This is a genomic window from Accumulibacter sp., from assembly GCF_029255145.1.
In the GTDB taxonomy this organism is placed as follows: domain Bacteria; phylum Pseudomonadota; class Gammaproteobacteria; order Burkholderiales; family Rhodocyclaceae; genus Accumulibacter.
Genome location: NZ_JAPUVQ010000096.1, coordinates 14447 through 29209, shown reverse-complemented (window position 1 = coordinate 29209; position 14763 = coordinate 14447). Strand labels below are relative to the sequence as shown.

Sequence of the window (14763 nt, the reverse complement as noted above, 5' to 3'; positions counted from 1 at the left end):
CCCGCCTCCGCTCACTTGCCTTGCCTGGCGCCAGCGCGCAGGACCAGCCAGCGCGACAGTACCAGCACCAGCAAGGTGATCAGGAACAAGACCAGGCCAAGCGCGAACAGCGACGACGTGTGCAACCCGGGGTCGGCCTCACCGAACTCATTGGCCAGCACCGAAGCGATCGAGTTGCCCGGCCAGAACAGGCTGCCAGCGATACGATTGGCGTTGCCGATGACAAAAGTGACCGCCATCGTCTCGCCCAGGGCACGTCCCAGCCCGAGCATGATGCCGCCGATCACGCCGACCCGCGTGTACGGCAGGACGATGTTCCAGGCGACTTCCCAGGTCGTGCAGCCGACCGCATAGGCGGATTCCTTGAGCACCGGCGGCACCGTTTCGAAGACATCGCGCATTACCGAGGCGATGAACGGGATCACCATCAGCGCCAGGACGATTCCCGCCGCCAGGATGCTGACCCCGATGGGCGGCCCGGCGACCCAGCTGCCGATCAGCGGCAGGCCGCCGAACAGCGATTGCAGCCAGGGCTGCGCGGTGCGGGCGAACAGCGGGGCGAAAATGAACAGGCCCCAGATGCCGTAGATGATCGAGGGAACGCCGGCCAGCAATTCGATGGCCGTGCCGAGCGGGCGACGCAGCCATACCGGACAGCTTTCGGTCAGGAACAGCGCGATGCCGAAGCTCACCGGCACGCCGATCAGCAACGCGATGATCGACGTACTGACCGTGCCGTAGATCGCGATCAGGGCGCCGAAATCGTCGTCCGGGACGCTCCACACGTCGCGCCACAGAAAAGCCGGGCCAAACGCCTGGAACGCCGGCGCTGCCTCGATCGCCAGCGAGACCAGGATTCCCGCCAGGGCCGCCAGCACCAGCAAGGCGAAGAGCAGCGTGACCCGGTGAAAGACGCGGTCCTGCCGCTTGAAGACCTCGACCTGCGGAAGGTGCACGTCCAACCGACGGGGAACAACTAGCTCGCTCATTTCCAACGTGTTCATCGTCCAATGCCTCCGTATCCAGCCAGTCAGGCAGACCTACTTGATGCGCTTCATCTCGGCTTCGACCGCCTTCACCACGCTGCCGGGCAAAGCGACGAAGTCGAGTTCATCGGCCATCTTCTGACCGTTGTTCAGCGCCCAGGTAAAGAAGTCCACCACCCCCTGCTGCCTGGTCGCGTCATCACCTTTTTCATAGGCCAGGATGTAGGTCGCGGTGACGATCGGCCAGGCCTGCTTGGGCGCCTGGTCAAGCAGGTCCGGAGCCATGCCTTTGACCTTGAAATTGGCGCTGTCGGCGGCAGCCTTGAAACTGTCGCCCCCCGGCAGTACGAAATTGCCGGACCTGTTGCTCAGCGCGATGAAGTTCAAGCCGTTCTTTTTGGCGTCGGCGTAATCCACGTAGCCGATCGTGCCCACGATCTTCTGCACGTTGGCGGCGACGCCGGGGTTACCCTTGCCGCCAATCCCGTTGGTCGGCCAGTTGACCGTCTTGCCGACACCGACCTCGCTCATGAACGCGGCGGACTGCCGGGCCAGATAGTTGGTCATGACGTCGGTGGTACCCGAACCATCGGAGCGGTGTACGATGGTGATCGCCGTGTCGGGCAGGCTGGCGCCGGGATTCAGTCGGGCGATCGCCGGATCGTTCCACTTCCGGATGGCACCGCGGAAGATGTTTGCAGCGGTCGGCCCGTCGAGCTTCAGCTGACCCGACGCGATACCCGGCACGTTTGCGACGATGGTCACGCCGCCCATCACGACCGGGACCTGGACCAGTCCGGCAGCGTCGAGGTCGGCTTCACCGAGCGGCGCATCGGACCCACCAAAGTCCACCGTTTTGGCCTTGATCTGCTTGATGCCGCCCGAGGAACCGATCCCCTGATAGTTTACGGTGCCGCCGGTAGCGGCCTTGTACGCCTCGGCCCACTTGGTGTAGACGGCGTAGGGAAAGGTCGCTCCGGCGCCGGTGATGTCGGCCGCTGCCGCGGCGACCGGGCCAAGGCCCAGCGCAATCGCGGCGGCAACACTTGAGAATTTCAGGAAAGCACGTTTGGACATGAACAGGGTTGCTCCAGACAGGTGAAGGCGTGGCGTATCAGCCGCGGCGATCTTAGCGGCGCAATGTTTCGGCGCCGTGACTGGACGGCTCGAACGACGACCCCGGCCGCCGGACGGTGACTCGGTAGCGGGGCGTCACCAGCGCTGGAAGACTTGCTGCGTGCGGCGGCTGCCCGAAAACCCGTGCATACTCTCGGCCATGCATTCACAGCGCTCTTCCCGGCGCAGCGCCGCACCGACGGCGCGCCTCCCTGCAAAGGTCCCGGCGACCATGGCCGACGCCAGGGCGGCGCAAAGCGCGCGGTCCCTGCCGGCCGTATCCGATGATCGGCAGGTGATTCGGTTAGTGATCACCCACTGCCGTGCGCCGGGCGCGGTCGCAACGCTACAAGGCACGGTGGCCAACCGTTGTCGCCGGCATGCCTGAGCTGAGTGCCATTGCTCCGATGCCGCTGGCGGCCACCCTGATCGTCCTCCTGCTGGTCGTCATAACGGCCGTTGCGATCGTCGCCAATTGGCTGATTCGCCGCAGCCTGGCCGCGCCGCGGGTTCCTGAGCGGGGTGTGCCGGATGGGGTGCCGTGGCGCGAAGTGGCGATTCCCGGCGGCTGTGGCAAGGCCCTGTTCGGCTGGTTCGTCCCGGCCGGCGAAGGCGCGCCGGCACTGGCGATCATCCATGGTTGGGGCGGCAACGCCGAAATGATGTTGCCGCTCGCCAAGCCCTTGCATGCCGCCGGCTACGCGCTGCTGTTCTTCGATGCGCGCAATCACGGCCGCAGCGACGGCGACACTTTTTCGTCCCTGCCGCGCTTTGCTGAAGACCTGGAGCACGCGGTCGACTGGCTGCGCGCGCTGCCAGGAGTCGATGCCAGCCGCGTTGGCGTCATCGGTCATTCCGTCGGCGCCGCTGCCGCGCTGCTGCTCGCCGCGCGCCGAAACGATCTGGCCGCCGTCGTGACCCTGGCCGCTTTTTCCCATCCGGCAACAATGATGCGCCGCTGGCTGAGGTCGAAACGCATTCCCTACTGGCCGCTCGGCGCCTACATCCTCTACTACGTCCAGCGCGTTATCGGTCATCGCTTCGACGAACTGGCGCCTTGCCGCAGCATCCGCGAAGTCAACTGCCCGGTCCTGCTGGTGCATGGCAGCGAAGACGAAACGGTGCCGGTCCGCGAAGCGCAGGAAATTTACGCCAGGCGTCGCGATCAACGGGTACGCTTGCTGCTGATCCCCGGCAGCCACGACCAGTACGCTGAGATGGACCACCGCATCGGCGAGGTGATCGGGTTTCTGGACGCCGTCATGCCAGCGGCGGGCGATCCGCAGCAGCGCCGCATAGCGGCGAAGCGACGAGGAGCGGGACAATGAAAAGAAGCTATTGGGTGATCGTGGCCGTCGTATTTCTCGTCGGCCTGGACTGGTTTATCCGCGCACCGGATTCCCGGTCCCGGCAACTCACCGACGTCATCGAAACGCAGGGGAGCGCAAAGCTGAAGAGCTACCCCTACCAGTTCCGGGTCATGAAGGTTGACGGAAAAACCGCGTTCATCAGTACCCCGCGCAATGTTGAGGTACCGGCGTTCAAGGCACTGGCCGTCCTCTATCCCGAAATTGATACCATGAACGCCAATGACCCGGCTTTTATCGCCGTTCAGACCTTGCTTGGCGAAGTACAGGCCGAAGCGCGATCAATCGTCCTGTCGCAACCGGGTATCGACGATGTACGCTGGCAACTGGACCGCGAGTGGCTCGCCGCGCACTCTCGCCGCGCACTATATCGACGTTCCGCAAGAGTAATGCGCCGGCGCGGCGACTTCGGTCGCCACCCCGCTCGCGGTCTGGCCGGGTGGCGGCCAACGGACGCGCCGCACCCCCGGATTGCGCGGTTGTCCGCCGACGCTGACACCCGCAATCTCAGGACCGCGTCGATCACCGCGGAGGTCCTTTGAATGAATCAGGAAGACATGTGGACCACTCGCTACCGGGATGCCGGTGAGCACTATCTGTTCGGCATTGAGCCCAACCGTTTCCTGGCGCATCGGGCAGCGCTGCTGGAGAGCGGCCGGAGGGCGCTGGCGGTCGCCGACGGCGAGGGCAGGAATTCGGTGTGGCTTGCCGAGCAGGGCTTGGACGTCACGGCGGTCGAGATTTCCTCGGTCGCCGTGGACAAGGCCCGGCGACTGGCGGCCGGCCGGGAGGCCCAGGTACGTTTCATCGAAGCCGACATGCTGGCGGTCGACTGGCCGCCAGCACACTTCGACCAGGCCTTCGATTGGGTCATCGGCATTTTCATCCAGTTCGTCGGTGCCGAGGACAGAAGCAGACAATTCGCGACGATGAAGCGGCTGACCCGCAGCGGCGGACGAATCCTGCTGCAGGGATACACCCCGAAGCAGCTCGACTATCGTACCGGAGGACCTTCGTCGCTTGAAAACCTGTACACGCAGGACACCCTTCGCGCCGCCTTTGCCGACTGGGAAATCGAGGAACTCGTCGAGTACGAGGACGAGATCGCCGAGGGCTCCGGACACCACGGCCGTTCGGCACTGATTGGTCTGGTTGCCCGCAAGCCGTGAGTGACTTGGGCCGGACCGCAGGATTCCTGCAACAGGGCCTCAAGTTTCGCGTGCAGCAGCCGTTGATCTTGGTGTGACGTCGGTTCAATTGACCGCTTCGGCTGCAAGCGTGCGGCGGCAAGACGTCGGCCGCCATCCGGATACGACGCGCGAAGCCCTGCTCGCTTGACGGTGGTGTTCACGCTTCCGCCGGCGAACCAAGGCGACATCAGCGTCTTCTCGCTCGGCCCGGCAGCGATCGGCCCGCCGCTTTATTGGACGCCGCTTGCCAGGACAGGCAGAATCCGGCTGCACCAGCCCGCCAAGCCGTGGTGAGAATCAACTGCGACAACCGCCAGCACGGCGGCCTCAACCGGAGAACTGCAATGAATCTCAGCCAGTGGAGTATCAAGACCCGCTTCGTCATCGTGCTGCTGGTCGCCGTCCTGGGCCTGGTCGGGCTCGGCTTCTACTCACTCAACAACCTGCGCGAAAACCTCCTTGCGGACCGCCGGGACAAAATCCAGGTGCTGGTCGAGGCCGCCAGCGGCGTCATCAACAACTACCACAGCCTCGCCAAGAGCGGCGCGCTGAGTGACGACGAAGCGAAAAAGCAGGCGGTCGAGGCCGTTCGTCAGATGCGCTACGGCGACGGCGAGTATTTCTTCATTCTCGACAAGCAGCACCACTTCGTGATGCACGCCGCCAAGCCGGCACTGGAAGGCAAGAGCGCTGCCGACCTGCGCGATCCCAGCGGCAAACTGTTCGTGCAGGAACTGGTACGCGTGGCGCTGGCCAGCGAGATGGGTGGCGTCGTCGACTATTCCTTCGCCAAACCGGGCAGCGACAAGCCGGTTCCGAAGCTCAGCTATGCCGCGCAGTTCAAACCGTGGGGTCTGGTGCTGGGCACCGGCATCTATCTTGATGACGTCGACCGGGTATTCCAGCACGAAGCGATCAACGCGCTGATCATCGTCGTCCTGGTCATCGCAATCCTGGTCGGCGTCTCGATGTGGATCGGTCGCAGCGTCCTGCGCCAACTGGGCGGCGAACCGGCCGAGGCGTCGGCGATCGCCCTGCGCATCGCCAGCGGCGATCTTGGCCAGCAAATGAACGCCGACAGGCTCGCCCATGGCAGCGTGATGCATTCGATCGGCCAGATGCAGGAGCGTCTGCGCAGCATCATTTCCGAGATCGGCCAGCTGGCCGCAGCACTTGCCAACAGCGCCGGCGAGATCTCCGTGGCCACCGACGAAACCCGCCGCGCCGCCGAGGAACAGGCCAACTCGACTTCGGCGACGGCCGCCTCGATCGAGGAACTGACGGTGAGCATCAACGAGGTGGCGCAGAGCGCCGACGCGACCGGGAAGAATTCCAGCGCCGCGGCGACCTGCGCCGAGCAAGGTCGCGCACTGGTCAGCGCTTCGGCAAACGAGATCGAAAAGGTAGCCGAAATCGTTGCCCGCTCATCCGGGCAGATTCGCCAGCTGGCGACGCGCTCAAGAGAGATTGGCGGCATCGCCGGCGTGATCAAGGAGATCGCCGAGCAGACCAACCTGCTGGCGCTGAACGCGGCAATCGAAGCGGCACGCGCCGGCGAGCAAGGTCGCGGTTTCGCGGTGGTTGCCGACGAAGTCCGCAAGCTCGCCGAACGGACCAGCAAGGCGACCGGAGAAATCAGCACCATGGTGGTCAGCGTTCAGGCCGATACGGAACTGGCCGTCGGCGCCATGGACGAGGCCGCACCGCAGGTCAGCCGAAGCCTAGACAAGGCGCGCGAAGCCAGCAACATGCTCGAATCGATCCACAGTCAGGCACGGGAGTCGAGCGAACGCGTGCAAGGTGTGGCGACGGCCACCCGCGAGCAGGCGACTGTGGCCAACGACATTGCACGCCATGTCCAGAACATCGCGTCGATGACCGAGGAGACGAATGCGACGATGCAAGGCAACGCCAACTCGGCGGTCGCGCTCAGCAACCTCGCCGGCAAGCTGCGCGAGACAGTCGCCTATTTCCGGGTCTGAGACCCGCTGCCGATCCGGGCCCCGAGCCGGCAGCGGCCAGCGCGGCCAGACGATCTGCCGTGGTCGCTTCGCCGGCCCGGCCGCTTCAGACTTTCAGCAATTCCTCCTGGCACCCCTGCCAGCGCCGGAGATGGCCTGCGACGCGCCCGGGATCGTCGCGCAGCAGCTGCGCCGCCATCTGCTGGGCGAGGTCGACCAGATCGCCGTCGACTTCCAGGTCGGCGTAGCGCAGCAGTGGCATGCCGGACTGACGGCTGCCGACCAGCTCGCCGGGGCCGCGCAGTTGAAGATCGCGACGCGCGATTTCAAAACCGTCGGTCTGTTCGAAAATGATCTTCAGGCGCGCGCGCGCCATTGACGACAGGGGCTGCTGGTAGAGCAGCACGCACGCCGAGTGATGCGCGCCACGTCCGACACGTCCGCGTAGCTGGTGAAGCTGCGCCAGGCCGAAGCGCTCAGCGTGTTCGATGACCATCAGGCTGGCATTGGGAACGTCGACACCGACCTCGATGACCGTCGTCGCGACCAGCACGTCGATCTCGCCAGCGACGAACGCGGCCATCACCGCCGCTTTCTCCTGGCCACGCAAACGTCCGTGCACCAGGCCGATACGCAAGTCCGCGAGTTCGCTGCTCAGCGCGGCCCAGGATTCCAGTGCCGCCTGCAGTTCTAGCTTCGCCGACTCCTCGATCAGGGGGCAGACCCAGTAAGCCTGCCGGCCCTCGGCAACGACCGCGCGTACCGCGGCGACCACCTCTTCGCGGCGGCTGTCGGAGAACAGCCTGGTTCGAACCGGCGATCGGCCGGCCGGCAATTCGTCGATCACCGAAACATCGAGATCGGCGTAATAACTCATCGCCACGGTCCGTGGAATCGGTGTCGCAGACATCATCAACTGGTGCGGATTGGCTCCCTTGCGCCGCAAGTCAAGGCGCTGTACCACTCCGAAGCGATGCTGCTCGTCGACAATGACCAGCCCGAGACGGGTGAAACCAACCTCTTCCTGAATCAAGGCATGGGTACCGACGACCAGTTGCGCCGTGCCCGCCGCCTGCCGCTGCAGCTTCCGCCTGGCGCCGGCCCCGAGCCGGCCCGACAGGCAAAGCACCTCGACCCCGAGCGGCGCGAACCAGGCCCGCAGCCTGAGGTGGTGCTGCTCGGCCAGGATCTCGGTGGGCGCCATGAACGCGGCCTGGTAACCCGCCTCGATGGCCTGACAGACCGCCAGTGCAGCGACGATCGTCTTGCCGCAACCGACATCGCCCTGCAGCAGGCGCTGCATCGGATAGGGTTGCGCGAGGTCGGCTGCGATCTCGGCCGCGACGCGCCGCTGTGCACCGGTCAGGGCAAAGGGAAGCGCGGCCTGCAGCCCCTTTGCCAGGCGGCCGCTGGCGAGCAGGACCGGCGCCCCCTTGCGCCGACGCGCCAGGTAGGCGCGGCGCAGCGACAGCTGCTGGGCCAGCAGCTCGTCGAACTTGACTCGCCGCCAGGCTGGATGCCGACGGCTTAGCAGCGCCACGGCCGAGGCCTCGGGCGGTGGCGCATGCAGGAAGCGCACCGCCGCCGCGAACGATGGCAGCGCGTGGCTGCTGCACCAGGCGGCGTCCAGCCACTCGGCCAGATCCGCCGTACAGATCGCCCGGGCGATCAATTTGCGCAGCGCGCTCTGCGCCAACCCGGCGGTGGTCGGATAGACCGGGGTCAGCGACGCTGGCAGCGCCTGGTCGTCGCCCAGCACCCGGTAGCGCGGATGAACCATCTCCGGACCGCCAAGACCGTTGCGGATCTCGCCGAAGACGCGCAGCCGCAGCTGATGGTCGCGGGCGACCTCGAGCGCCCGTTGCTGGCTGCTGTAAAATCTCAGGAAACGAAGCAACAGACGATTGCCTTCGGCAACACCCGCGTCGCTGACCTGCACCAGCAACTGGCGACGCGGGGCGCGTCTGACTGAAACCTCGCGCACCAGCACTTCGACCTGCAGCGGCACGCCGATGGGCGCGTCGCCGATCGCTACCAGCTGCGTCTCGTCCTCGTAGCGCAAGGGCAGATGCAGGACGAGATCGTCACGCCGCTCCAGACCAAGCTTGCGCAGCCGACTCCGGAGTACGGGTGGGACATCGATCTCGTCCGCTACCGGCATCAGCCGCCGATCACCATCACCGCGTCGGCCTCAACCAGCGCGTTGCGCGGCAGCGACGCGACACCGACCGCCGCGCGAGCCGGGAACGGCTCCGAAAAATAACTCTTCATCACCTCATTGACCTTCACGAAGTTAGCCAGATCGGTGAGAAAGACATTGAGTTTGACGACGTCGGCCAGCGACCCCCCGGCGGCTTCTGCCACCGCTTTGAGGTTGTCGAAAACACGAACGATCTGTGCATCGACCCCGTCGAGGAGGTTCATGCTGGCCGGGTCCAGGCCGATCTGCCCCGAGAGGTATACCGTATCGCCGACCCTTACGGCCTGCGAGTAGGTACCGATGGCCGATGGCGCCTGGGTTGTTGAAATGATCGTTCTGGTCATGGTGCTGTCCTCTACAATGGGTCGGGTTGACAGTCTGAAACTTGACAGCGGAGATATTAAATGACCACCGCGATCATCGCCAATCTCGAAAAGCTGCTCGGTGGCCCGCGCGACGGCGCATTGCTGCGCTATTCACTGGGCAACGAGCATTTCAAGGCCGGCGATTTCGAACCGGCGGTGACCCGCTTGCGCGAGGCGGTCGAACGCGACCCGACCTATTCCGCCGCCTGGAAGCTCCTAGGCAAGGCCCTGAGCGAGGCCGCTCGCCCCGCCGAAGCCCTGGCCGCCTTTCAACAGGGAATCGTCGTCGCCGAAGGCAAGGGCGACCTCCAGGCGGCCAAGGAAATGACCGTTTTCGCCCGGCGTCTCCACCGCCAGCTGCCGGCGACCGACGCCTGAGACGCGCTACGGTTTACCGCTCCTGCGTACACTGCCGGGCGTCTCGAGGCCGAGCCTGTTCATTTTCCGACGCGCCGCCTCAGCCTCCGTGCGACTCGCGAAAGGCCCGATCTGCAAACGTGCTTCGATGGTCGACGGTATTCCCTCTTGCGCCAGCCTCGCCTGCCACTCCTCGGCTCGACCCGGATCGGCAAACATCCCGGATTGCAGGACATAGCCCGCGGTCAGCGGTGGCGCGCCCGGGAACTGGCCGGCTGCCGGCTGGCTTGCGGCCGCAGCCGCGGAGGACTCGACCGGATGCCTGGCGGGGGGCGGCAGCGCCGGTCTGGCGGCCACCTCCGGACCCGGCGGCGGCTCGCCGGGCGGCCCCGTCTTGCCGCTCGCTGCCGGCGCCGCTGCAGTGTTGGCGGGTGGCGGGGTAACGGAAGCAGCCGCAGGGCGATCAACGGCGGGAACGACGGCGCGAGCATCAGCCGAAGCGTCCGCGGGGGCGTCGGCCACCGTCACCGGCTCTACCGATTCCTTCTTCCTGACCGGCACCGGCTCGGTAAACTGCTGTCCCGTGCTCGGCGAGTCATCGGGCGCGTTGGCGTAATCAAACAGCGCCAGCGCCCCGAGGAGCGCCACGATCATCAGCCCGGCCAGACCCATCCGTCTGAGCAGCGAGCGCTTGAGATCGGCTGGCCCTTCTCCCGCAGCGCCGGCAGCCGCCAGCGGTAGCGGCGCCGGTCTGGCACCGACCGCCGGGCTGTTGCGGCTTCCCTGTTGCGTCGCCATCGCCCGCGCCCCTCAGCTAAGGACCATCGTTGCGATTGCGCACCAGCGCCACCACCAGGTCGGCCTCGGCGCGCGCTATACCGCAGTGGCGCGCGATGGTGCCGGCGTCCTGGCCCTGGGCCGCCATCTGCATCGCGTCGTTGTACAGCGGTGTAGCGGCTGGCGGCGACCCGGAGACCTGCGCCAACTGGTGTCGGAAGTCCTCGCGAGCGGTCTGCAGGTTGCCGCGCAACTCATCGAGCTCGCAACGCAACTGATAGACATCGCGTTGGAGGGCATCGATCAGCGCCTGCCCCGGGATCTCCGGCGGCGGCTCGTTCCAGGCGAAGGCCGGCCGGGCGGATTCGACTAGTGAAGGCAACTCGGCTTCGGCTACCGGCGTTTCCGGAACGACAGGGGCGGCCGACCCGGCCGCGGCGGCCGGAGGCTGGGCGGCCACCTCCGCCGCTGACTCCGCTTCCTGGATGCCGCCGTAAGCGGCCAGCGCCGACTGTACGGCCAGTGGCGGCACCGCGGCGCCGCGCAACTCGCCCTGCAGGCGCCTCATCCGCAGAAAAATCACGATGATATAGGCGACCAGCAGGACGATGATCGCGATCAAGGCTTCGCGCCAACCCAGACTGCCCAGTAGCTCGAGATCCATGGCGCGCCTCAATGACCGTGTTTGCCGGACATTATGCCAGACACTTGTTCCGCCTCAATGGCCATCGTGCGCGCCGGCGGAGCGACCGGTTGCTACAGCAGCGCTTCGAACAGCCCTGCCGCGCCCATCCCGGTACCGATGCACATGGTCACCATGCCGTATCGCTGACGGGTTCGCTGCAGCCCGTGCACCAGCGTCGCGGTCCTGACCGCACCGGTCGCGCCAAGCGGGTGGCCGAGCGCGATCGCGCCACCGAGCGGATTGACCTTGGCCGGATCGAGATCAAGCGTGCGCACTACAGCCAGTGCCTGCGCGGCGAAGGCCTCGTTCAGCTCGAACCAGTCCACCTCGTCCTGCCGAATGCCGGCCTGTCTGAGCACGCGGGGAATGGCCTCGACCGGGCCGATACCCATGATCTCGGGAGCGACGCCGGCCACCGCGAAACCGGCGAAGCGCGCCAGCGGACGCAAGTTGAACTGTTTGAGGATCTTTTCCGAAACGACCAGCACCGCCGCTGCCCCGTCCGACATCTGCGAGCTGTTGCCGGCGGTCACCGAACCACGCGCGGCGAACACCGGCCGCAAGCGGGCAAGGCGCTCGCTGCTGCTGTCGGCACGCGGCCCCTCGTCGGTCTCGGCCAGGTACTGCCTGACCTGCACGTCGCCAGTCTGCAGGTTCGGCAGGCGTGCGGTGACCGCGTACGGTGAAATCTCGGCCTTGAAATGACCGGCAGCAATCGCCGCACAGGCCTTCTGGTGCGAAGCGACGGCGAAGGCGTCCTGGTCCTCGCGCGATATTTTCCACTGCGCAGCGACCTTCTCGGCGGTAAGTCCCATCCCGAAAGCGATCGAGTAGTTCTCCTCCTTCTCGAAGATGGCCGGGTTGAGGGCAATCTTGTTGCCCATGATCTGGTTCATCAGCGACATCGTTTCGGTGCCGGCGGCGATCATCACCTCCGCTTCACCAAGGCGGACGCGGTCGGCCGCCATCGCCACCGCCTGCACGCCGGAAGCGCAGAAGCGGTTGATCGTGACCCCCGGGACGGTGTTCGGCAGGCCGGCCAGCAGCAGGCCGATACGCGCCACGTTCATCCCCTGCTCGGCTTCGGGCATCGCGCAACCGACGATCACGTCCTCGACCAGCGCCGGGTCGATCGCCGGCGCCTGCGCCATTACCGAAGCGATGGCGTGCGCCAGCATGTCATCCGGACGAACGTGTCCGAGCATGCCCTTGCGCCGGCCGACCGGCAGCCGCGTGGCTGCAACAATGTACGCCTCCTGAATCTGTTTGCTCATGTTCGGTTCTCCTTGCTCGCTCAATGGCTCAGTTACGTAGAGGCTTGCCGGTTTCCAGCGTGTGCCGGATACGCTGCTGCGTTTTCTCGTTCTTCAGCAGTTCGACGAAAAGCTGCCGTTCGACACTCAACAGCCACTGCTCGTCGACCAGCGATCCGGTCTCGACATCGCCGCCACAGAGGGCCGTTGCCGCCGCCCTGGCCACCGCATAGTCGTGCGCCGAAATCATCCCGCCTTCCTTCATGTTGGCCAGCATCATTTCGCAGTTGGCGATACCGGTACGGCCGGCCACCTTAATCCGGCGAGGCGACAAGCGCGGGTAGTAACCGGCCTCGGCCATACCGCGCGCCTCGCGCAGAGCCACGTAGAGCAGTTCGTTGGCGTTGAACACGATCTTGTCCGAGTCGACCGCGAAACCGAGTTCCCTGGCCTGCGCGCCGCTTTTCGAAACCGTCGCCATGGCGATGGTCATGAAAACCGGCTGAATGAACTCGAAGGGGTCGTTGCCGGCGGTCTTCGCCGCGTGCTGCGCGGCACGGATGGCGAACTCCTTGCAGCCGCCACCCGCCGGGATCAGACCGACGCCGGCTTCGACCAGGCCGATGTAGCTCTCGAGCGCGATCACCCGTTTGGCGGCGTGCATCAGGAACTCGCAGCCGCCGCCCAGCGCCATGCCCTGCACTGCGGCGACCACCGGCACCTTGGCGTACTTCAGCGCCATCGAGGTGTTCTGGAACTCGGCAACGTATTGTTCCAGGAGGTCGAACTGGCCAGCAGCGATCGCTTCGGTGACTTCCTTGAGGTTGGCGCCAAAGGCGAACGGCGCTTCGTGCCACAGCACCAGCGCACAGTACTCGGCCTCGGCGCGGGCAATCGCTTGCTGCAGGCCGACGATCACATCGCGGCCCAGGGTATGGTTTCTGGTCTTGATGCTGACGATGGCGACGCCGTCATCGAGCTGCGGCAAGGTCCACAAACGCACACCTTCGTTTTCCCACACCGTGCTGCCGACGACCGCCTGCTCACTCAATACCCGCTCGGGAAAGACCTGTCGCTGATAGACGGGCAAGGCCGAGCGTGGCTGATAAGCGTCGGCGCTCGCCGAGTACGATCCCTGCGGGGTGTGGACGCCGGCGCCGGCTTGTGCGACCTGGCCGAAGACCCACGCCGGCAGCGCTGCCCGGCTCATCGCCCGACCGCCGTCGACGTCGGCCTTGACCGCCTCGGCAATCTCCTGCCAACCCGCCGCCTGCCAGCTCTCGAACGGACCCTGCGCCCAGCCGAAGCCCCAGCGCATGGCAAAGTCGAGATCGCGGGCGTTGGCGGCAATCTCGGCGAGGTGAAAAGCGGCGTAGTGAAAGATATCGCGGAAGATCGACCACAGGAACTGCGCCTGCGGATGGTCACTGGCGCGCAGCTGCGCGAACTTCCCGGCCGGATCGCGGTTCTTGAGGATCGCCAGTACGCTCGGGTCGATGTCGGCGGCGCTCTCACGGTAGTCCTGCGCAGCGAGGTCGAGGACCTTGATCGCCCGGCCGTCTTTCCTGAAAATGCCGCAGCGCGTCTTCTGCCCCAGCGCACCCTTTCCGATCAGCGCCGCCAGCCATCCCGGGACGGCGTAATAGGCATGCCAGGGATCGTCGGGCAGGGTATCCTGCATGGTCTTTATGACGTGCGCCAGGGTATCGAGGCCGACCACGTCGGCGGTACGATAGGTGGCACTCTTCGGGCGGCCGATGATCGGCCCGGTAAGCGCGTCGACGACGTCGAAGCCAAGCCCCAGGCGCTGGGTATGATGCATCACGGCGAGCATCGAGAAGACGCCGACGCGGTTGGCGACGAAGTTCGGCGTGTCGAGCGCGCGGACGATTCCCTTGCCGAGACGCGAGACCAGCCAGGATTCGAGATTGTCGAGCAGTGCGGGATCGGTTCGCCGCGTCGCGATCAGTTCGACGAGGTGCATGTAGCGCGGCGGATTGAAGAAATGAATGCCGCAGAAGCGCGGACGCAGCGCCTCGGGCAGCGCTTCCGACAAGCGGTTGATCGACAGGCCCGAGGTGTTCGAGGCGATGATCGCGTCGGCCGAGACGAATGGCGCGATCTGCCGATAGAGATCGTCTTTCCACTCGGTCTTCTCGGCAATTGCCTCGATGATCAGGTCGCAACCCCGCAACTGGTCGAGGTGCTGCGAGTAATTGGCCGCGTCGATGTAGTTCACGCGGTCCTTGCTGGCCAGCGGCGACGGCTCAAACTTCCGGAGCGCTTCGATGGCCCGGTTGACGATTCCGTTGGCCTCGCCATCCTTGGCTGGCAGGTCGAAAAGCACCACCGGCACTTCGGCGTTGGCGAGGTGCGCGGCGATCTGCGCGCCCATCACGCCCGCCCCGAGTACCGCGGCCTTGCGTACTATGAAGTTGCTCAAGCTATCCTCCTTGTATGGGTTGAGTCGCTTGCGCTCGCCCGGAGCACCGTAGCAGCACTAGCG

The 14763-nt window shown here is 65.7% G+C and carries 13 protein-coding genes; 5 read left to right on the top strand and 8 right to left on the bottom strand.

From position 1 onward, the window contains the following. Window positions 1-11: 11 nt before the first annotated feature. Entirely contained in the window at window positions 12-989 is a 978-nt protein-coding gene (gene pstC, locus Q1L50_RS09470) for a phosphate ABC transporter permease subunit PstC (protein ID WP_300337857.1), read from the bottom strand. 51 nt (window positions 990-1040) lie between these two features. After that, window positions 1041-2063 (bottom strand): phosphate ABC transporter substrate-binding protein PstS, encoded by a 1023-nt coding sequence (gene pstS / locus Q1L50_RS09465; RefSeq protein ID WP_300337855.1) that lies wholly within the window; start codon window positions 2061-2063, stop codon window positions 1041-1043. Between the two features lie 419 nt (window positions 2064-2482). On the opposite strand from pstS, the gene Q1L50_RS09460 reads away from it, so the two are divergent. The 4 genes from Q1L50_RS09460 to Q1L50_RS09445 all read left to right on the top strand — a co-directional run bounded on the left by Q1L50_RS09460 (window position 2483) and on the right by Q1L50_RS09445 (window position 6641). Continuing rightward, window positions 2483-3430: an alpha/beta fold hydrolase gene (locus Q1L50_RS09460; RefSeq protein ID WP_300337854.1), complete on the top strand. Its 948-nt coding sequence runs from the start codon at window positions 2483-2485 to the stop codon at window positions 3428-3430. Further along, entirely contained in the window at window positions 3427-4011 is a 585-nt protein-coding gene (locus tag Q1L50_RS09455) for a hypothetical protein (protein ID WP_300337852.1), read from the top strand. Before Q1L50_RS09460 ends, Q1L50_RS09455 begins: the two co-directional genes overlap by 4 nt. After that, a complete protein-coding gene (locus Q1L50_RS09450) occupies window positions 4012-4638 on the top strand; it encodes a class I SAM-dependent methyltransferase (RefSeq protein ID WP_300337851.1) in 627 nt (208 codons plus the stop codon). 365 nt (window positions 4639-5003) lie between these two features. Continuing rightward, complete coding sequence (locus tag Q1L50_RS09445) at window positions 5004-6641, top strand: methyl-accepting chemotaxis protein (RefSeq protein ID WP_300337849.1); 1638 nt, start codon at window positions 5004-5006, stop codon at window positions 6639-6641. A gap of 85 nt (window positions 6642-6726) precedes the next feature. On the opposite strand, the gene recG is transcribed toward Q1L50_RS09445, so the two are convergent. After that, a complete protein-coding gene (gene recG / locus Q1L50_RS09440) occupies window positions 6727-8781 on the bottom strand; it encodes an ATP-dependent DNA helicase RecG (protein ID WP_300337848.1) in 2055 nt (684 codons plus the stop codon). Continuing rightward, the gene (locus Q1L50_RS09435; protein ID WP_300337846.1) at window positions 8781-9164 is read right to left on the bottom strand and encodes a RidA family protein; all 384 of its coding nucleotides are present in this window, start codon (window positions 9162-9164) and stop codon (window positions 8781-8783) included. Before Q1L50_RS09435 ends, recG begins: the two co-directional genes overlap by 1 nt. Window positions 9165-9224: 60 nt before the next feature. Here Q1L50_RS09435 and Q1L50_RS09430 point away from each other — a divergent pair, with 60 nt between their 5' ends. Further along, window positions 9225-9563, top strand: coding sequence for a tetratricopeptide repeat protein (locus tag Q1L50_RS09430; RefSeq protein ID WP_300337844.1), 339 nt, complete (start codon window positions 9225-9227; stop codon window positions 9561-9563). Window positions 9564-9569: 6 nt separating this feature from the next. Here the strand turns inward: Q1L50_RS09430 and Q1L50_RS09425 are convergent, their stop codons facing one another. From Q1L50_RS09425 to Q1L50_RS09410, 4 genes are all read right to left on the bottom strand, one after another. Beyond that, window positions 9570-10340: an SPOR domain-containing protein gene (locus tag Q1L50_RS09425; RefSeq protein ID WP_300337842.1), complete on the bottom strand. Its 771-nt coding sequence runs from the start codon at window positions 10338-10340 to the stop codon at window positions 9570-9572. 16 nt (window positions 10341-10356) lie between these two features. Then, complete coding sequence (locus Q1L50_RS09420; protein WP_300337840.1) at window positions 10357-10983, bottom strand: DUF2802 domain-containing protein; 627 nt, start codon at window positions 10981-10983, stop codon at window positions 10357-10359. 92 nt (window positions 10984-11075) lie between these two features. After that, window positions 11076-12278: an acetyl-CoA C-acyltransferase gene (locus Q1L50_RS09415; protein ID WP_300337838.1), complete on the bottom strand. Its 1203-nt coding sequence runs from the start codon at window positions 12276-12278 to the stop codon at window positions 11076-11078. A 28-nt stretch (window positions 12279-12306) separates the two neighbouring features. Continuing rightward, the gene (locus Q1L50_RS09410; RefSeq protein ID WP_300337837.1) at window positions 12307-14700 is read right to left on the bottom strand and encodes a 3-hydroxyacyl-CoA dehydrogenase/enoyl-CoA hydratase family protein; all 2394 of its coding nucleotides are present in this window, start codon (window positions 14698-14700) and stop codon (window positions 12307-12309) included. Between the last annotated feature and the right edge of the window lie 63 nt (window positions 14701-14763).